This is a genomic window from Humidesulfovibrio sp. (genome assembly GCF_035560995.1).
GTDB lineage: Bacteria > Desulfobacterota > Desulfovibrionia > Desulfovibrionales > Desulfovibrionaceae > Humidesulfovibrio.
On the sequence record NZ_DATMYK010000276.1, the window covers coordinates 1 to 18395 of the forward strand.

Annotated in this window: 19 protein-coding genes and 1 pseudogene; 16 read left to right on the forward strand and 4 right to left on the reverse strand. The window is 64.8% G+C overall.

The features are described from left to right. The 9 genes and pseudogenes from VN419_RS10685 to bioA all read left to right on the forward strand — a co-directional run. Window positions 1-195 (forward strand): annotated as a pseudogene (locus VN419_RS10685) (hypothetical protein); the annotation flags it as partial. Further along, entirely contained in the window at window positions 195-1067 is an 873-nt protein-coding gene (locus tag VN419_RS10690) for a DnaJ domain-containing protein (protein ID WP_325647217.1), read from the forward strand. The pseudogene VN419_RS10685 and the gene VN419_RS10690, both read left to right, overlap by 1 nt. A gap of 96 nt (window positions 1068-1163) precedes the next feature. Continuing rightward, window positions 1164-1805 (forward strand): imidazole glycerol phosphate synthase subunit HisH, encoded by a 642-nt coding sequence (gene hisH, locus VN419_RS10695; RefSeq protein ID WP_325647218.1) that lies wholly within the window; start codon window positions 1164-1166, stop codon window positions 1803-1805. Then, complete coding sequence (gene hisF, locus VN419_RS10700) at window positions 1795-2574, forward strand: imidazole glycerol phosphate synthase subunit HisF (RefSeq protein WP_325647219.1); 780 nt, start codon at window positions 1795-1797, stop codon at window positions 2572-2574. Before hisH ends, hisF begins: the two co-directional genes overlap by 11 nt. A 39-nt stretch (window positions 2575-2613) precedes the next feature. Continuing rightward, window positions 2614-3756, forward strand: a complete 1143-nt coding sequence (locus VN419_RS10705; protein WP_325647220.1) for an 8-amino-7-oxononanoate synthase — start codon at window positions 2614-2616, stop codon at window positions 3754-3756. After that, window positions 3753-4403 (forward strand): alpha/beta hydrolase, encoded by a 651-nt coding sequence (locus VN419_RS10710; protein ID WP_325647221.1) that lies wholly within the window; start codon window positions 3753-3755, stop codon window positions 4401-4403. Before VN419_RS10705 ends, VN419_RS10710 begins: the two co-directional genes overlap by 4 nt. Then, complete coding sequence (locus VN419_RS10715; RefSeq protein WP_325647222.1) at window positions 4390-5157, forward strand: methyltransferase domain-containing protein; 768 nt, start codon at window positions 4390-4392, stop codon at window positions 5155-5157. The genes VN419_RS10710 and VN419_RS10715 overlap by 14 nt, the downstream gene beginning before the upstream one ends. A 15-nt stretch (window positions 5158-5172) precedes the next feature. Next, window positions 5173-5793, forward strand: coding sequence for a dethiobiotin synthase (gene bioD, locus VN419_RS10720; RefSeq protein WP_325647223.1), 621 nt, complete (start codon window positions 5173-5175; stop codon window positions 5791-5793). Continuing rightward, window positions 5790-7124 carry an adenosylmethionine--8-amino-7-oxononanoate transaminase gene (bioA, locus tag VN419_RS10725; protein ID WP_325647224.1) on the forward strand — a complete coding sequence of 445 codons (1335 nt, stop codon included), beginning with the start codon at window positions 5790-5792 and terminating at the stop codon, window positions 7122-7124. Before bioD ends, bioA begins: the two co-directional genes overlap by 4 nt. Window positions 7125-7207: 83 nt before the next feature. Here the strand turns inward: bioA and moaC are convergent, their stop codons facing one another. The 4 genes from moaC to VN419_RS10745 are packed head-to-tail and all read right to left on the reverse strand — an operon-like array spanning window position 7208 to window position 10440. Beyond that, window positions 7208-7687 carry a cyclic pyranopterin monophosphate synthase MoaC gene (moaC, locus tag VN419_RS10730; RefSeq protein WP_325647225.1) on the reverse strand — a complete coding sequence of 160 codons (480 nt, stop codon included), beginning with the start codon at window positions 7685-7687 and terminating at the stop codon, window positions 7208-7210. 2 nt (window positions 7688-7689) lie between these two features. After that, window positions 7690-8805: a molecular chaperone DnaJ gene (gene dnaJ, locus VN419_RS10735; protein ID WP_325647226.1), complete on the reverse strand. Its 1116-nt coding sequence runs from the start codon at window positions 8803-8805 to the stop codon at window positions 7690-7692. Between the two features lie 11 nt (window positions 8806-8816). Beyond that, window positions 8817-9038: a DNA-directed RNA polymerase subunit omega gene (gene rpoZ / locus VN419_RS10740; RefSeq protein WP_325647227.1), complete on the reverse strand. Its 222-nt coding sequence runs from the start codon at window positions 9036-9038 to the stop codon at window positions 8817-8819. A 40-nt stretch (window positions 9039-9078) separates the two neighbouring features. Continuing rightward, complete coding sequence (locus VN419_RS10745) at window positions 9079-10440, reverse strand: DUF4340 domain-containing protein (RefSeq protein WP_325647228.1); 1362 nt, start codon at window positions 10438-10440, stop codon at window positions 9079-9081. 203 nt (window positions 10441-10643) lie between these two features. On the opposite strand from VN419_RS10745, the gene VN419_RS10750 reads away from it, so the two are divergent. The 7 genes from VN419_RS10750 to VN419_RS10780 form a co-directional block, all read left to right on the forward strand. Beyond that, on the forward strand, window positions 10644-11426 hold the full coding sequence (locus VN419_RS10750; protein WP_325647229.1) for a tRNA 2-thiocytidine biosynthesis TtcA family protein: 783 nt from the start codon (window positions 10644-10646) through the stop codon (window positions 11424-11426). 56 nt (window positions 11427-11482) lie between these two features. Beyond that, on the forward strand, window positions 11483-12385 hold the full coding sequence (locus tag VN419_RS10755) for a M23 family metallopeptidase (RefSeq protein ID WP_325647230.1): 903 nt from the start codon (window positions 11483-11485) through the stop codon (window positions 12383-12385). 166 nt (window positions 12386-12551) lie between these two features. Then, on the forward strand, window positions 12552-13337 hold the full coding sequence (fliR, locus tag VN419_RS10760) for a flagellar biosynthetic protein FliR (protein WP_325647231.1): 786 nt from the start codon (window positions 12552-12554) through the stop codon (window positions 13335-13337). Between the two features lie 24 nt (window positions 13338-13361). After that, a complete protein-coding gene (locus VN419_RS10765; protein WP_325647232.1) occupies window positions 13362-14426 on the forward strand; it encodes a flagellar type III secretion system protein FlhB in 1065 nt (354 codons plus the stop codon). Window positions 14427-14486: 60 nt separating this feature from the next. Beyond that, on the forward strand, window positions 14487-16595 hold the full coding sequence (flhA, locus tag VN419_RS10770; RefSeq protein ID WP_325647233.1) for a flagellar biosynthesis protein FlhA: 2109 nt from the start codon (window positions 14487-14489) through the stop codon (window positions 16593-16595). Window positions 16596-16599: 4 nt separating this feature from the next. Beyond that, window positions 16600-17697 carry a flagellar biosynthesis protein FlhF gene (locus tag VN419_RS10775; protein WP_325647234.1) on the forward strand — a complete coding sequence of 366 codons (1098 nt, stop codon included), beginning with the start codon at window positions 16600-16602 and terminating at the stop codon, window positions 17695-17697. Between the two features lie 10 nt (window positions 17698-17707). Beyond that, on the forward strand, window positions 17708-18395 hold a 688-nt coding region (locus tag VN419_RS10780), incomplete at its 3' end, for a MinD/ParA family protein (protein WP_325647235.1).

Sequence of the window (18395 nt, forward strand, 5' to 3'; positions counted from 1 at the left end):
GGCAACCTGGTGGACGAGACCAGCTGGGAGATGATCCAGAGCGACTGCCCCGGCGTGGACAAGGACGCCGGACATGAGACCTTTGTTCAAGAGGGCGTGGACTATCTGCACGAGCACGGTCTGGTCCACGAGCCCGGCCCGGAGACGCCCCACGCCCTGGTGCTCACCGAAACCCTGAAGAGCCGCAAACGCTGATGAACATCCGGGACTGCCAACGCATCCTGAACGTACCGCCCTCCGCCACGCTGGAGGAGGTCAAGGCCGCGTTCCGCAAGCTGGCCTTCAAGCTGCACCCGGACCTGAACCCCTCGCCCAAAGCCGCGGAGCAGTTCCGCGAGCTGAACGAAGCTTACGTGCTGCTCAGCCATGCCCTGAAGGACGAGCCCGCACCGACCTCGGGCAAAGCCCAAGCACAGAAGCCGACAGACGGCCCGGACGCCAAGGCCCGCAAGGCCCAGGCGGGAAAGGCCTACGCGCGCGGCTCGTCCCAGTCCGCGCATACTTCGCAGACCTCGCAGTCCGCGGGGGCCAAGCCCGGCTCCGGCGGGACCTTCCATTTCCGGGAGGAGGAGGTCCTGCGCGACCTGCTCTCCGATGCCTTCGCCCGGCAAGTGTTCGAGGACATTTACAGCCAGCTCAAGCACGGCACACCGGGCCAGCAGCCCCAGAATCAGGCCCAGCGCCCGGCCTATTCCGCACCCAGCGCGCCGCAGCACGCGCCGAGGCCGGGCAAGGCGGCGGAGCCCGCCCCCAAGCGCCGCAAGCTGGAGATCACCTGGGGCGACAAATCCATGGGCCTCGACCTGAGCAAAGGTCTCGTTGGCGGGGTCAAATCCTGGCTGCGCGGCCAGTTGGACGACGAACAGACCGTGAGCTACCCGGCCTTCGCCGTGGGACCGGGCAAATTGGTGCGGCTCACCATCAGCTCGCGCTTCGGCGAGTCCAAGACAGTGGAGGTGACCCTGCCGCCGGATTTTGTCGTGGGCAGGCCTGTGCGCCTCAAGGGTCTTGGCCGAAAACTCGGCCCTTTCACGGGCGACCTGTTCCTGCGCGTTCTCGCCAAATAGCGCAAATCGCGCCCTTGTCTTCCGCACGGAAATTGACTAGTCCGCTGGGGAACCCCGGCGTCGCTGACGCTTGACCTACGCAGCAAGGAGCCCGGCATGCTCGCCATCCTCGACTACAAAGCAGGCAACCAGACCAGCGTGCGCCGCGCCCTGGACCACTTGGGCATAGAGAACATCATCACCAATGATCCCGACATCCTGGCCAAGGCCGACGGCATCATCTTCCCCGGCGTGGGCGCGGCGGGCCAAGCCATGGACGAGCTGACCTCCGAGGGGCTGGATGAGGTGCTCAAGGCCCTCATCTGGCAGGAGAAGCCCCTGCTTGGCATTTGCGTGGGCTGCCAAATCCTGCTGGACTACTGCGAAGAGAACAACACCCGTACGCTCGCCATCATCCCCGGCGAGTGCCGCCTGTTCAACCCGGCCTGGGCCGAGGCCGACGGCACCCCCATCCGCGTGCCGCACATGGGCTGGAACCGCGTGGCCCTCAAAAAGGACTGCCCGCTGTTCAAAGGCATCGCGCCCGAGGCCGAATTCTACTTCGTGCACAGCTACCACCCGGCTCCCAAGCCCGACTTCATCATCGGCGAGACCAACTACGGCGAAGATTTCTGCTCCGTCCACGGCCGCACCGGCCTGTGGGCCGTGCAGTTCCACCCGGAAAAGAGCGGCGCGCCCGGCCTGACGCTGTTGAAGAACTTTCACGACTACTGCCTGGAGGCCAAGAATGCTCAGTAAGCGCATCATCCCCTGCCTCGACGTGCGCAACGGCAAGCTGACCAAGGGCGTGAAGTTCAAGGACAACGTTGACATCGGCGATCCGGTGGAAACCGCGCGGCACTACTACGAGCAAGGCGCGGACGAGATCGTGTTCTACGACATCACCGCCTCCAGCGAGGGCCGGGGCATCTTCCTGGACGTGGTGGAGCGTGTGGCCAGCCAGATCTTCATTCCCTTCTCCGTGGGCGGCGGCATCAACACCGTGGCCGACATGCGCGCCGTACTGCTGGCCGGGGCCGAAAAGTGCTCGGTCAACTCCGGCGCGGTGAAAAATCCGGACATCATCAGCGAAGGCGCGGCCGCTTTCGGCGCGCAGTGCGTGGTGCTGGGCATGGACGTGAAGCGCGTGGACAAGAGCGAGACCATCCCCTCCGGCTTCGAGGTGGTCATCCACGGCGGGCGCAAGTACACAGGCCTGGACGCCCTGGAATGGGCCAAGACCGGCGAAGCGCTGGGCGCCGGCGAAATCTGCCTCAACTCCATCGACGCCGACGGCACCAAGGACGGCTACGATCTGGAGCTGACGCGTCTGGTGAGCGAAAGCGTGCGCATCCCGGTCATCGCCTCCGGCGGCGCGGGCAACCCGCAGCACATGGCCGACGCCTTCACCAAGGGCAAGGCCAGCGCCGCGCTCATCGCCTCCATCGTGCACTATGGCGAGTACACCATCCGCCAGATCAAGGAAGAAATCTCCGCCCAGGGCGTGCGCATGCGCATGGTCTGGTAGCGCACAGAAGCCCCCACGCGGCCAAAGGGCCGCAACGCCATGAACGAACTCCTGCGCCGCTACGCCGATGTCCTGGAGTCCCTGGACGCCCAGGGGCTTCTGCGCCGCCTGCCGCCTTCTGATAAGGACGGCCTGCTGGATTTTTCCGGCAACGACTACATGGGCCTGGCCCGCCGCCCGGAACTGGTCGCGGCCGCTGCCGAGGCCGGACGCCTTTACGGGGCTGGAGCCACGGGCTCGCGCCTGCTTTCCGGCAACACGCCCGCGCACGAGGCCTTCGAGGCGCGCATCGCCGCCGACAAAGGCTCAGAGGCCGCTCTGATCTTCAACTCCGGCTATCAGGCCAACGCGGCCTGCATCGCCGCACTGCTTGACGCCACCGCCCTCGGAGCAGAACCTCTTGTTTTCGCGGACAAATTGAACCACGCCAGCATGCACCTGGGCTGCGCCCTGGCCGGGGCGCGGCAGTTGCGCTACCGGCATCTGGACCTGGAACATCTTAAAGCTCTACTTGAGAAACATGCGAGCGAGCCCCGCCCCAAGGTCATCCTGTCCGAGTCCGTGTTCGGCATGGACGGCGACCAGGCGGACATCGCCGCACTGCAGGACCTGGCTCTTGCGCACGGGGCGCTGCTGTACATTGATGAGGCCCACGCCACCGGCGTGTTTGGCCCGCGCGGCTACGGCCTGTGCGAAGCCGTGGACCTCGCCCCCACCACCGTGGTCATGGGCACCATGAGCAAAGCCCTGGGCGTCAGCGGCGGGTACGTGGCCTGCGCGGGCATCATCCGCGACTATCTCGTCAATAAGGCGGGCGGCTTCATCTTCTCCACCGCGCCTTCGCCGCTCACGGTTGGGGCCGGGCTCAAGTCCTGGGAGCTGCTGCCGGGCCTGGGCGCGGAGCGCACCGCCCTGCTCCATAGGGCCGAAGCCCTGCGCCAGGGCCTGCGCCGCCTCGGCCTTGATCCCGGCCAGTCCACCACGCACATCGTGCCCGTGATCCTGGGCACGCCGGAGCGCACCCTAGCGGCCAAGGACGCCCTCGCGGGGCAGGGGATCGTCGTCTCCGCTGTGCGGCCGCCCACGGTGCCCCAGGGCGCGTCGCGGCTGCGCATCGGCCTTTCCGCCGCGCACACCGACGCCGACATCGCCCGCCTGCTCGGAGCGTTGGGCAGCCTATGACCGGCCTCGTATTCATGCACGGCTGGGGCTTTGGCGCACACGCCTGGCAGGCCTGGGCCGCGGCCTTTCCTGAGCGGCCTGTGATCCTGCTGGACGCCGGGTACTACGGGACGGAACGTCTCGTCCTGCCGGAAAATCCCGAAGGCTGGGTCGGCATCGGCCACTCGCTGGGCTTTGCCAAGCTGCTGGGCATGGACGTGCCCTGGCGCGGGCTTGTGGGACTGGGCACCTTCCTGCGCTTTTGCTCGCAGGCGGGGCAGGCGACGGGTACGCCGCTCGAAACCTTGGACGCCATGCTCTCCCGCCTGGAAACGGATCCGTCCGACGTGCTGACGCGTTTCCTGCGCCGTTGCGGCCTCAAGGGACAAACGCCGGCCTTGCCCACTGCTGACGGTCTTGGCAGCTTGCGCCACGACTTGCACACCCTGCGAAGCCTTGACCTTTCCGCACCCGGCAGCACCCCGCCCATTCTGCTCCTGCACGCGGCGGACGACCGCATCGCGCCCCTGGCCCTGGCGCAAGAGGCGCGGGAAGCTTTGCCCGGCGCAACCCTGCATGTTTTCGAAACCGGCGGGCACGCCCTGCCCTTCACGCGCACAGGTGACTGCCTGCCCCTGGTGCGGGAGTTCGTCGATGCCGCGCAATGATGCTGAACTGAGCCGCAGCGCGCTGGTGGCCAAGCGCTTCGGCGCGCGGGCCGCGCAGTACGACGAGCACGCCCTGCTCCAGCGCGAGAGCGCAGGCAGGCTTGCCGCCTTCATCGCGGCCAACGGCGGCCTGCCCGCGCAGGACCTTGTGGCCGAGATAGGCTGCGGCACCGGCCTGCTCACCGCGCAGCTTGCGCCCCTGTGCCAACGCTACCTCGCCACGGACATCGCGCCGGAGATGCTGGAACGCTGCCGGGCGCGCCTGGGCCATCTGCCGCAGCTGTCCTTTGCCGTGCGGGACGGCGAACAGGCCGCCTTTGCCGAGGCCCCGGCCGCAATGGTCAGCAACCTTGCGGCGCAGTGGTTCCAGGACCCCGTAGCGGGCCTGTGCCGCCTGGCCGGGCTTACCCCGCGCCTGGCCTTTGCCGTGCCGCTCTCCGGCAGCTTCCCGGAATGGCGGCAGGCCTTCGCGGCCATGGGCAGGGAACCCGGGCTGCTGCCCCTGCCGGAGGAGTCCACGCTCAGGCAGGCCCTCTGCGCCCTGCCCGGCCGCAACGCATATTTCGAGACCGCGACCCATGTCATCCGCTACGCGGACGCGCGCGCCTTTGCGGACAGCTTCCGCAACATCGGCGCGGACCAGCCCAGGCCAGGCTACCGGCCAGGGCCCATCCGCCCGGTGCTCAAGCGCTTTGCGGCAGGCATGGACGCCACGGCCTTGGTCCTCTATGGCCTCGTCACTGAGGTCATATAACGCAAGGAGCGGGGCATGAAGGTATTCGTCACCGGCACGGACACCGACGCCGGAAAAACCATCGTTTCCGCCTGGCTGTGCCTGCACTGCGGAGCGGACTACTGGAAGCCCATCCAGTCCGGCCACCCGCCGGACCGCGACGCGGACACCGTGGCCCGGCTCTCCGGCGCGCATATCCACCCGGAGCGGCACCTCTTCAGCGCGGCCCTTTCGCCCCACGACGCCGCGCGGTTGGAAGGCAGGCGCGTGGACCTGGACGACTTCCGCCTGCCCGCCACCGCGCGGCCCCTGGTCATCGAGGGCGCGGGCGGAGTGCTTGTGCCGGTGAACGAATCCGCCACCATGCTCGACCTGATGCAGCGCCTGGGCGCGCCGGTCATCCTGGCGGCCAGAAGCGGCCTGGGCACCATCAACCACACCTGCCTGAGCCTGATGGCCCTGCGCGCGCGCGGGGTTCCGGTGCTCGGCGTGGTGCTCTCCGGCCTGCCCAATCCCGGCAACCGCGAAGGCATAGAACATTTCGGCAACGTGAAGGTGCTGGCGGAAATTCCGCCCCTGGACCCGCTCTCCAGGGAATCCCTGAAACGCGTGGCCCCCCTGCCCGGAGCCCTGGACTGGATACGGTGGAAGTCGTGAGCACGAGATCCCTGAGCACCGTCGATATTGACCGCAAATATGTCTGGCACCCCTTCACCCAGGAGCGCACCGCGCCACCGCCGCTTCCCGTGGCCCGGGCCAAGGGCGCCAGCCTGTTCCTGGAGGACGGCCGCGAGCTGCTGGACATGGCCTGCTCCTGGTGGGTCAATGTGCACGGCCACAGCCACCCCAAAATCGCCGAAGCCATCGCCAGGCAGGCGGCCACCATGGAGCACGTGATCTTCGCGGGTTTCACCCACGAGCCCGCCGCCCGGCTGGCCGAAGCCATAGTCAACGCCCTGCCCCGGCCGCTCTCCCGCGTGTTCTACTCGGACAACGGCTCAACGGCGGTCGAAGTGGCGCTGAAGATGGCCTGGCAGTACTGGCGCAACACAGGCGACAACAACCGCCGCCTGTTTCTGGCCTTCCAGGGCGGCTACCACGGCGACACCTTCGGAGCCATGGCCGTGGGCCGCACGTCCGGCTATTACGACCCATTCGATGAACTGATGTGTGAGGTGCGCCACCTGCCCTTCGCTCCTACCTGGATGGGCGATGCGGAGTGCGAGGCGCGTGAGGCCCTGGCCCTGGCCGAAATCGACGCCCTGCTGGCCGCCCACGGGCACGAGGCCGCGGCCTTCCTGGCGGAACCTCTGGTGCAGGGGGCCAGCGGCATGAACATGTGCCGCCCGGAGTTCCTGCGCACCGTGGTGGAACGCATGCAGGCCCGCGACATCCCGGTGATCCTGGACGAGGTGATGACCGGCTTCGGTCGCACGGGCACCATGTTCGCCATGGAGCAGGCCCATGTCGTGCCGGACCTTGTGTGTCTGTCCAAGGGCATCAGCGGCGGTTTTCTGCCCCTGGCGGCCACGGTTGCCAGTACGCGCATCTACGAGGCCTTCCTGGGCGAAGACTTCCACACGGCCTTCGCCCACGGCCATTCCTTCACCGCCAATCCCCTGGGCTGCGCCGCCGGTGTCGCCTCCTTCGCCCTGTTCCAGGAGGAAGGCACCCTGGAGCGCATCGGACGCATCACCGCGTCCAACCGCGCCTGGCTGGCGGAGGTGGCCAAGCTTCCCGGCGTCACCCGCCCACGCGCCCTGGGCTCCATCGCCGCCGTGACCCTTGGCCGCGACGAAAGCGACTACCACGCGGGCATCGGCACCGCGGTGAAGGCCAAGTGCTTCGAGCGCGGTCTGCTCATCCGGCCCATGGGCAACGTGGTCTACCTCATGCCGCCCGCCTGCGTCAGCCCGCAGGAACTGGCCCGCGCCCAGGAAGGGCTGACCGAGGTGCTGCGCGAGACTGCGGAGCTGTACGCGTCCTGATCCGCAAAGCGAAGCGCACGAAAAAACGCCCGCTCCGGCAAGTCACCGGGGCGGGCGTTTCGATTTGTCGTAATGGGCTGCGGCTAGTCAGCCTGGAACAGACCGCTTTTGCCGCCGCTCTTGTACACCAGGCGGCAATCGGTGATGCGGATGTCCTTCTGCACGGCCTTGCACATGTCGTAGATGGTGGCTGCGGCCATCTGCGCGGCCACGAGGGCCTCCATCTCCACGCCGGTCTTGGCGCTGGTGCGGGCCTCGGCCTCAATGTGCACGATGCCAGCGGCCTCGTCGATGTCGAAGCTGATGTCGGCGAAGTCCAGCGGCAGCGGGTGGCACAAGGGAATGAGTTCCGCCGTGCGCTTGGCCGCCAGGATGCCCGCCACGCGGGCCGTGCCCAGAACCTCGCCCTTGGGCAGGGCCTTCTGCACCAGCAGTTCCATGGTCCGGGCGTTCAGGAGCACGTCCACCTTCACGCGGGCGATGCGCACGCTCTCTCCCTTGGCGGAGACGTCCACCATGCGGGCGCGCCCCTCCTCGTCCAGATGCGAGAACTCCTGGCCCATGGCTAGTCTCCCATGACCTTTTCTTTGGTCTTCTTGAAGAAGTTCTTGGCCTTCTTGAGGGGCTTCTCCTCCTCAAGGCGCGCGAACTCCCTCAGGAGCTCCTCCTGCTTGGCGGAAAGCCCGCTGGGCGTCTCCACCTTGATCTCGATGAGCAGGTCGCCCTTGCGGCCGCCGCTGGGATGGGGCAGGCCCATGCCACGCAGCTGGAACACCTCGCCACCTTGGGTGCCCTTGGGGATGTCCACGGTGATGGGGTCGTCCAGGGTGGGGATCTCGATCTTGTCGCCCAGGGCCGCCTGCACCATGCTGATGCTGCGGCGCAGGATCAGATTCTGGTCCTGGCGGTCGAAGGTCTTGTCCTGCTCCACGCTGATGACCACATACAGATCGCCGTGAGGGCCGCCGTTCACTCCGGCCTCGCCCTCGCCGCGCAGACGCAGGCGGGAGCCGTCGTCCACACCCGCGGGGATGCGCACCTTGAGTTCGCGCGTCTGGCTGGTGAGGCCAGCGCCCCGGCAGGCGGAGCAGTATTTGGTGATGATCTTGCCCCGTCCGTGGCAGCTGGGGCAGGTGACGGAGATGCGGAAGAACCCTTGAGCCTGCTGCACGCTGCCCGTGCCGCGGCACTGGCGGCAGTCGGTCATCTCGGTGCCGGGCTCCGCGCCCGTGCCTTTGCACTCCTGGCAGGGCACGTTCATCGGGATCTTGAGGGTGACCTCATCGCCCTTGGCGGCCTGCCGGAAGCTGATGTTCAGGTTGTAACGCAGGTCCATGCCGGCCTGGGGACGGCGGCCGCCTCCGCGACCGCCTCCGGCGAAGCCGAAGACCTCGCCAAAGATGTCGCTGAAGGCGCCGAAGATGTCTTCGGACGAGTTGAAGCCCTGCCCCGCTCCGTTCAGCCCGTCGTGGCCAAAGGCGTCGTAGCGGCGGCGCTTTTCGGCGTCGCGCAACACGTCGTAGGCCTCGGCGGCCTCCTTGAACTTCGTCTCGGCGTCCGGGTCGTCCTGGTTGCGGTCAGGATGGAACTCGAAGGCCAGCTTGCGGTAGGCGCGCTTGATCTCGTCTTCCGAGGCGTTCTTCTGCACCCCGAGGACTTCGTAGAAATCGCGTTTGGACATGGGAATAATCTTTACGCTTCAGGAGCCTGGATGCCAGCCTCGGGGATGGATTCGCCGGGCAGAACCTTGCCTTCGGCGATCTCGCGCAGGGCGGTGACGGCTTCCTTGTTGCGGGACTCGATGAGCGGGGCGTAGCCCTCGCGATACTGCTTCACGCGCTTGATGGCCATCTGCACGATGAGGAAACGATTGGGGACTTTTTCCAGACAATCTTCGACGGTGATTCTCGCCATGAAGCACTCCTTGAAAGCAGGGTTGGACTGAAATTCCGCGTTATTGCGCGGGCTTTGGCTGCCGCGCGGGCAGATATCCTTGCACATCCTCCAGCAGCTGGCTGGTCACGGGGTAGTACATCTCCTCCGCGCCCACTTTGAGCCAGCACTGGTCCGCCGGGAGGCGGGGATCGGTAAAGAACGTAAATGAGGACAACACCTTGCCGTCCTTCGTCAAAAGGTCGAACTCAAGGCGCTGCGCCGCCGGATAGCCCAGACGGGACACCGGTTCGGCTTCGAACCTTAATTCTTTAAGTCGCCACAGCGTCATGTCAATACCCGAAACCTTGCGGCCGGTGTCGCGCTCCTCCCAGCCGGAGGGGTTCTTGTCCACCTGCAGGGTCTGGTTGTTCATGACGGAGTAGATGCGCGCGCCCTCCACACGGGAGGAGTCGAAGTTCACCACGCCGCGCCATTGCATGTCGTAGGCCTGGCGCACAAGACTCCTGGCCTTCTCCCTGTCGATGAGGAAGCCCGACGGATGGCGGGTGGAGCGGCCGTAGACCTGGTCGGCGTCGAGGGGGGCGAACAGCTCAAGGCGCAGCGGTGCTGCGGCCTTGGGCAGCAGCATCTCGATGCTGCACACGGGCTTGCCCGTCACCTGCCGGTCCGGCTTGGTGAGAATCACGTCCGCGCCGATGGCGGTCAGGTTGTGCACGTACAAACGCACCTCGGAAGCCGTGACCGTGGTGCCCTGCATGGAGGCCGGAGTCACGAAATGGAAGGTGTCGTCCTTGCGCTCCATGTCCCACTGCATCCCATGGCTGCTGTAGAGGGTCAAACGCTGCACGTCCTCGCCGCGCACGTCGAGCAACCGGGGATCGAAGTAGTGCTCGGCGGGCTTGTCAAAATGGTGCAGCACGCTGGCATCCAGCAGGAACACGGCCTCCGGCGCCAGAGAGCTGTGGACGTACAGGGCGGCGCCGGTGGGGGTCTCGTGGCCCAGGGTCAGCCGGGCTTCCCGATCATCGGCGCTCACGGGCGTGAGCAGGATCTGCACAGTTGGGGCGTCGAGCCCGGTGGCGGCGTTGTCGGCGGCGGCCGACTGCTCCAGCATCTGGCCGGGGCGGTTGTGGGAAATGGCGGCAAGCAGGGCCTCAATGCGGGCCGGATCCGCGGGGATGGGCGGAGCGTCGGCCTCAGCGCCCTCCAGGCGCACAACCCAGCCCGAGCCTTCGCGCAGCAGGGTGTAGCGCTCCTGGCGGGTGGCCACCTCGATGCTCTTCACTGCGTCTATTGAGTAGTCCGGCCAGATGCTCATGGCGAGACGCTGTTCCTGCTGATACAGAAAAAAGCCGACTCCCAGGGCTGAAAACAGCACCAGAAGCAGCAGCATGCCGAAGCGGGTTGCGGAATTGGTCAAGGCTGGCCTTCCAGATATGGCTAAGGGCAGCGCCCGGAGAATGTATATGAGCCGCGTGAAGGGAGGCGGCGGAAGCAGCTTCTGTTTTTTACGTAACGGCAACGCAAAGGAGTTTCAGTTAACCGTGTCGTGCTTGCATGTCAAGCGTAAATGCCCTAAGTCGGCCTTCGGGCGCAGCAAAGCCGCCCAATTGAGGAGACTTCATGTCCGGATTCAGCAAATTATCATACGCGCAGAAAAAATGTGTCAGCACCGTGGGCATGTTGATGCAGAAGACAGGTATGGCCGGACCGGGCGCACGCATCGGCGTGGCCGTTTCCGGCGGGGTGGACAGCTTCGCCCTCATCAAGACCCTGACCATCCGCAAGGCCATCCTGCCCTTTCCCATTGAGATCATGGCCCTGCACGTGAATCCCGGCTTCAACCCGGAGAGCCACGCGCCCCTGGTGGACTGGTGCCAGCGCGAGGGGATCGCGGCCCACATCGAGCTTACCGACCACGGGCCGCGCGCGCATTCCGACGAGAACCGCAAGAACTCGCCCTGCTTCTTTTGCGCCATGCTGCGCCGCAAACGCCTGTTCGACCTGTGCCGCGAGTACAACCTGACGCACCTGGCCTTTGGCCACAACGCCGACGATCTGGTGGTGACCTTCTTCATGAATGTGGTGCAGAACGGCCGGGTGGACGGCCTTTCCGCCGCTGAAGATTTTTTTGGGGGAAGGCTCAAGGTCATCCGCCCGGCCCTGTTCTTGGAGAAGTCCTTCATGCGCGCCGCAGCCCGCCAATGGGAGCTGCCCATCTGGAAGAACGACTGCCCGTCATCCGGCAGCACGCGCCGCACGGAAATCCACGACTGGCTGCAACTGGAGATGGGCCGCGACAAGCGCATTCGCCAAAACGTGTTCAACGCCCTGACGCGTTATCAGCTGGACCGGCAGAAGCTGGGCGAAGAGGCGCGGCTTGACCCCCGCGCCATCATGGGCTAGGAAAACGAACTCTGGAGGCATGTCCGCGTTATTACAGGACGTGTACTAAATTCCTAATGTTATTCGGCAAGTTTCATATCGTCATCTTCCGCGAAAAACGCGGCAGCACGCGCAAGTTCCAGCTGCGCGGCTGGATGCTCATGGGCATCGGAGCCCTGCTGGTAGCGCTTTTGGCAGGCAATCTCGTGCTGCTCAAGAACGCGGCATCAAGCGGCAGCCTGGAACGCAGCCTGAACATCACTGAGAAATCCGCCAACGAGCAGAAGTCGCAGCTGCTGAACCTGAGTCAGAAGCTCGTTACCCTCCAGAAAGACGTCACCCGTATCCGCGACTTCGACTCCAAACTTCGGGTCATGATCAACCTGGAGCAGGAGAACACCATGAGCGTGGCCGGACGCGGCGGCCCCGGCCAGGACATGACCAAGGGCTACCTGCCCATCTACAGGCAGGAGCTTCTCGCCCGCAAGATGAACGAATTCCTGCGTCAGCTCTCCGTTGAGGCGCGGCTTGAGGAAGTGCGTCAGCAGGAGATCATCCAGCGCCTGCGCGCCAACAAAGACGTACTCGAGTCCACGCCTTCGGTATGGCCGGCCGGAGGCTGGGTCACTTCCGGCTTCGGCTGGCGCAGTTCGCCCTTCACGGCCAAGAAGGAGTTCCATAAGGGGCTCGACATAAGCGCGCCCACGGGAACGCCCATCTACGCCCCCTCGCGTGGGGTGGTGTCCTTCATCGAACGCGACCCGGCCTACGGCCTGGTGCTGAATCTGACCCACGGCACCGGCCTTGTGACGCGCTACGCCCACCTTTCCCGCGTCAACGTGAAGCAGGGCCAGGTGGTGCAGCGCGGCGAGGTCGTCGCCTTCATCGGTGACTCCGGTCGAAGCACGGGCCCGCACCTGCACTACGAGGTTCGCATCGGCGGCGTTCCCGTAAATCCCATGCGCTACATCCTGAACTAGCCCCTTTCCGGAATCGCATCGGCGCAGGCCGCCGCCGGCCCTTGCCACTTTACGCCCCGCGCAAGGTGGGCTAGGCTCATGCGACTGTTTGCAGGCGGAAACCGCGCGGGGTGCGCGGCGCGCCTCCATCCGGCGAGCTGGCAAACGGACAAGCGGGCGGCGGGCAATGGACATCTTCAGTTTCGACCCGAACATGGTCTTGAGCTTCTACCTCACGCTGTTCCGCATCAGCGTGGTGCTCTTCATCATGCCCTTTTTCGGCGACACCCTGCCCAACGTGATGAAGGCCGCCATGCTGCTGGTGCTCACCCTGGCCGTGTGGCCCAGCCTGTCCTTTCCGGGTGCGGCCTTCCCGGCGCACCCCTTCAACATCGCCATCATGTTCGCGGGCGAAATCGTGCTGGGCCTCACCCTGGGCTGCATCGTGCGCATGCTCATCGCCGCCGTGCAGATAGGCGGGGCCATCATCAATTTCCAGATGGGCTTCTCCATGGTCAACTCCATCGACCCCATGACCGGCCAGCAGGAGCCGATGACCACGCATTTCATCTACATGTGCACAATGCTCACCTTCTTGTCGCTCAACGGGCACCTGCATCTCATCCGCGCCCTGGGCAACAGCTTTGAGCTGGTGCCGCCCGGAGGGCTTTTCCTCACACCGCAGCTCATGACCGAGGTCATGCTCTTTTCCAAGCAGATGTTCGTGCTCGGCGTGCGCATCGCCGCCCCGGTCATCCTGGCGCTGTTCCTGGTTGATCTGGCCCTGGCGCTCATCTCGCGCACGGCCCCGCAGATGAACATTCTGGTCATGGGCTTTCCGCTCAAGATCGCCGTAGGCTTTCTTTTCCTCTCCTACGTCATGGAAATGATGAGCGAATATGTCACCAATTTCATCAGCGCCATGGACCAGGTGTTCATCCACCTGATGCGCCTTGGCGCGCCACACACATAGCGGCGCGGGAGAAACGCACGGCCCATGTCGAGAGAAGATCCAAGCAGAACAGAAAAAGCGACCCCCAAGCGGATCAAGAAAGCCCGCGATGAAGGCAGCGTCGCCAAATCACCAGAGGTCAGCAAGGTCATCGGCCTTTTGGCCGGGGTGGTGGCCATGCGCTATCTGGGGCCTTTTTATTTCAAGAACCTTCAGGAAGTCTTCCAATGGTTCTTCACCGAGGGCCTGAGGCAGACCCTGGACCAGCAGACCGTGTACAGCATGCTGCTGTGGTCCTCGGTCAAGATCGCCTACATGGTCTTGCCGGTGATGTTCGTCGTCGCCATCGTGGCTTACGCCACGATTCGTTTGCAGGTGGGCAGCCTGTGGACCTTCAAATTCCGCTGGGACCGCATCAATTTCAACATCCTCGGCGCGCTGAAGCAGATGATGGTCAGCCCGGAGACCCTGGTGCGCCTGGGGCGCGACATCGCCCAGGCCGCCGCTGTGGGCATCGCCCCATATATCGTCATCAAGCAGGAGCTGCCCAATCTTCTGCCCCTGTTCCACCAGAACGTCATGGGCATCACAAGCTACATGCTGCTCGTTTCGTACAAGATGATCTGCTACGCCCTGGTGCCCATGATTCTCATCGCCATAGCCGACTTGTGGTGGACGCGCTTCCGCTATGACGACAATCTCATGATGACCAAGGAAGAGGTGAAGGACGAGCGCAGGCAGGCGGAAGGCGATCCCGAGATCAAGCAGAAGCAGCTGCGCAAGATGTACGAGGTCATGGGCCGCAGGCTCAAGACCACCGTGCCCAAGGCCGACGTGGTCATCACCAACCCCACCCACTACGCCGTGGCCTTGCGCTACGACATCACCGAGGCTCCTGCCCCCATGGTGCTGGCCAAGGGCGTGGACCGCATCGCCCAGAAAATCCGTGAAATCGCCATAGAAAACGACATCCCCCTGCACGAGAACAGGCCCCTGGCACAGGCTTTGTATAAGCAGGTGGAAATCGGCGAGACAATCCCCGAGGAAATGTATCAGGCCGTGGCCTCCATTCTGGCCAAGCTGGCGAAATTCAAGAGCCGCCGCACCTGATCCAAACCTTGAAAGGTTGATGTCTCCGCCGTTTTCCAAACCGCGAGGAGCGTCAACAAAATGTCCCAGAGCGCCAAATTCGCCGCCATCGACATCGACTATGCGCAGTTCGCCAAGCAGGGCGACATCATGCTGGCCGTGGGCGTCGTCATCATCCTCATGGTGATGATGGTGCCAATGCCCACGCTGCTGCTGGACCTTCTGCTGACGCTCAGCATCTCCATCTCCATCGTGGTGCTCATCACCAGCATGTTCCTGCAATCGCCCCTCGAGTTCAGCATCTTCCCGTCGCTGCTCCTGGTGACGACCCTTTTGCGGCTCTCCCTCAATGTGGCTTCCACCCGGCTCATCCTGATGCACGGCGACGAAGGCTCCGGCGCGGCGGGCTCGGTCATCCAAAGCTTCGGCGAGTTCGTGGTCGGCGGCAACTACATCATCGGCATCGTCATCTTCTTCATCTTGTTCACCATCAACAAGACCGTCATCGTCGCCGGTATGACGCGCATCGCCGAAGTGGCCGCCCGTTTCACCCTGGATTCCATGCCCGGCAAGCAGATGGCCGTTGAGGCGGACCTGAACGCGGGCCTTATCGACGAACCCGAGGCCACCTCCCGCCGCAACAAAATCCGCAAGGAGGCCGACTTCTACGGCGCCATGGACGGTGCGGGCAAGTTCGTGCAGGGAGACGTGAAGGCCGGCATGATCATGCTCCTGATCAACATCGTCGGCGGCTTCTGCATCGGCGTGTTCCAGAAGGGCATGCCCTGGCAGGACGCGGCCAAGACCTACACCCTGCTGACCATCGGCGACGGTCTGGTGGCCACCATTCCTTCGCTCATCATCTCCACGGCGTCGGGCATCATTGTTTCCCGCGCGGCGGCCGAAGCCAAGATGGGCGAGGAATTCCTCGGCCAGCTGACCTTCCACCACAAGGCCCTCAAGCTCGTGTCCGGCATCCTGCTGCTCTTCGCCCTGGTGCCGGGCCTGCCCACCCTGCCCTTCATCACCTTCAGCGCGCTGATCTACTGGATCGCGGGCATCGCCGAGCGCACCCGCCCGGCCCACGACGCCCAGCAGCAGGCCGAGAAGGACAAGGCCAAGGGTGGCGCGCCCAAGCTCGACACGCCCGAGGAAGTGCAGTCCCTGCTGCCGCTTGACCAGCTGGAGCTGGAGGTTGGCTACGGACTCATTCCCCTGGTGGACGAGGAACAAAACGGCAACCTGCTCTCGCGCATCAGAAGCATCCGCCGCCAGTTCGCCCTCGACATGGGCGTGGTCATCCCCTCGCTGCACCTGCGCGACAATCTGCAGCTGAAGCCCGGCGAATACCGCGTGCTGGTGAAGGGCAACGCCATCGCCTCGGCCGAAATCCTCATCGACCACTTCCTGGCCATGGATCCGGGCGACGCCAAGCACAAGATCGAGGGCGTGCAGACCGTGGAGCCCGCCTTCAACCTCCCCGCCGTGTGGATTCCCGAAGCCCGGCGCGAGGCCGCCATGCTGGCCGGCTACACCGTGGTGGACCCCTCCACCGTGGTCGCCACGCATTTGACGGAGGTGTTCCGCCGCAACCTGCACGAGTTCCTGGGCCGCCAGGAAGTGCAGGAGCTTTTGAACAACCTGGCCAAGCGCGCGCCCAAGGCGGTGGAGAACCTGGTGCCCGGCGTGCTGCAGTTGGGCACAGTGCAGAAGGTGTTGCAAAACCTGGTGCGCGAAAGCATCTCCATCCGCGACATGCTCTCCATCGTGGAGGCCCTGGCCGACTACGGCCCGGCCGTGCAGGACGCGGCGGTGCTGACGGAGTACGTGCGCTCGCGCATGGGCCGCACCATCGTGAAGGGCTACCTGGCCAGCGACAACTCCCTGCCCATCGTCACCCTGTCGAGCGACATCGACGCAACGCTTGTGGGCAGCCTGCGCAACACGGACCAGGGCGGCTACCTGGCGCTCGAGCCCAACAAGGCCCAGCAGATCATCAAGGCCATCGGCGCGGCCCAGGACAGCGCGGTCGGCACCGACGGCCAGCCAGTTCTGCTCACCACGCCCCAGGTGCGTCCACACTTGGCCCAATTGTTGCTTCGCTTCCTGCCAACCATGCCTGTGATTTCGCAGGCGGAAATACCGGCAGATATCCGAATCCAATCCATGGCCACTGTTAAACTGAGCTGATGCCATGCACATAAAGACATTCAAGGGAAACGACGTACAGGCCGCCCTCGCCAAGGTGAAGGCCGAGCTGGGCGACGACGCCATCATCCTGAACACCAAGACCGTGCGCACCGGGTCGGGCAAGGGCTGCGAGATCACCGCCGCCATCGACCCCAGGGCCGAGAGCGCGGGCCGGAAAACCCCGCTCATGCCCGCGCGCAACGCGGGAGGCATCATGCCACAGGTGGACGAGAACCCGGCGGACTGGGCCTATGAATGGCGGGCCATCAAGGACCAGCTCATGGCTCTGGTGAAGCCGCAGCTGAACATGGACGAGCTTTCGCCCAGGCAGCGCGTGGCCATCAAGTACCTGGAGCGCGAGGAAGTGGACATGCAGGTGCTCCTGCGCGTGTTCCTGGACCTCAAGGCCGACCCGGACCGGCCCATCCTGCCGGTGCTGGAGGCCGTGGCTCCCTGCTACGGCTTCGAGTCAAAAAAATGGCTGCAGAAGTATCACATCTTCGCCGGACCGCACGGCGTGGGCAAGACCTTGACGCTCATCCGACTGGCCCTGCGCGAGAAGCAGGCCCGGCCCAAGGCGCGCATCTGCGTCGTCGCCGCCGACCAGGGCCAGGGCAAGGGCCGCCTTGTGCTGCGCCACTACGCCGATCTTTCCGGCCTGGCCTTCCGCGAGGCGGGCAGCGCCGAGGAAATGCGCGAGCTGATCAAGGAGTCGCCCAAGTTCGACATGATCTTCGTGGACCTGCCCGGACTTTCCGGTGCTGCCACCCTGGGTGAGCACCTGGCGGAACTGGGCCTTGACGACAGCCGCGACATGGCCGCGCATCTGGTGCTTGCGCCGTACTTCTCCGCCAGCCAGTATGCGCAGATAGCAACACGCTACACCTGCCCGATACTGCAAAGTCTCATCTGGACGAAACTGGACGAAGCCTGTAGTTTCGGAGCGCTGCTCAACATGGCGCGCATGACGGAACTGCCCGTTTCCGCCCTGTCCTTCGGCCCCGGGCTCAAGAACAGCATCGCCCCGGCCCAAAGCGACATGTTGTGGCGGCTTATCTTCAAGCACACGCTGCCCGGCCACCAGGCCGAGCAGGCGGCATAAGGCGAGGAACATGACACCCACGGCTCTTCCCCTGGTCTTCTCCGTCACCTCCGGCAAGGGCGGGGTCGGCAAGACGAACATCTCCGTGAACCTGGCCTGCGCGCTGACCCGCATGGGCAAGCGCGTGGTGATTCTGGACGCCGACCTGGGCCTGGCCAATGTGGACGTCATCCTCGGCATCGCGCCCAAGCTGAACCTGTTCCACCTGTTCAACGAGGGCATGACGCTGGAGGACATCCTGTGCGACACGCCCTACGGCTTCCGCATCCTGCCCGCGGCCTCCGGCGTCAGCGACATGGTCAACCTGACCACAGGCCAGAAGCTCGACCTGCTGGAGTCCATGGACTACCTTGAAGGCGGCATCGACCACCTCATCGTGGACACAGGCGCAGGCATCAACGATAATGTCCTATATTTCAACATAGCCGCGCAGGAGCGCCTGGTGGTGCTGACCACCGAGCCCACCTCGCTCACCGACGCATACGCGCTCATCAAGGTGCTGAAGCTGCACCACGGCGTGGACCGCTTCCGTGTGCTGGTGAACATGGCCAAAGACGAAAAGACGGCCAAGGAGATTTTTGTCAAGCTGTACAAGGCCTGCGACCATTTCCTCTCCGGCGTGTCCCTCGACCTCGTGGGCTTCATCCCCATGGACCCCGCGGTGCGAAAAGCCGTCATCAACCAGATCCCCTTTATGC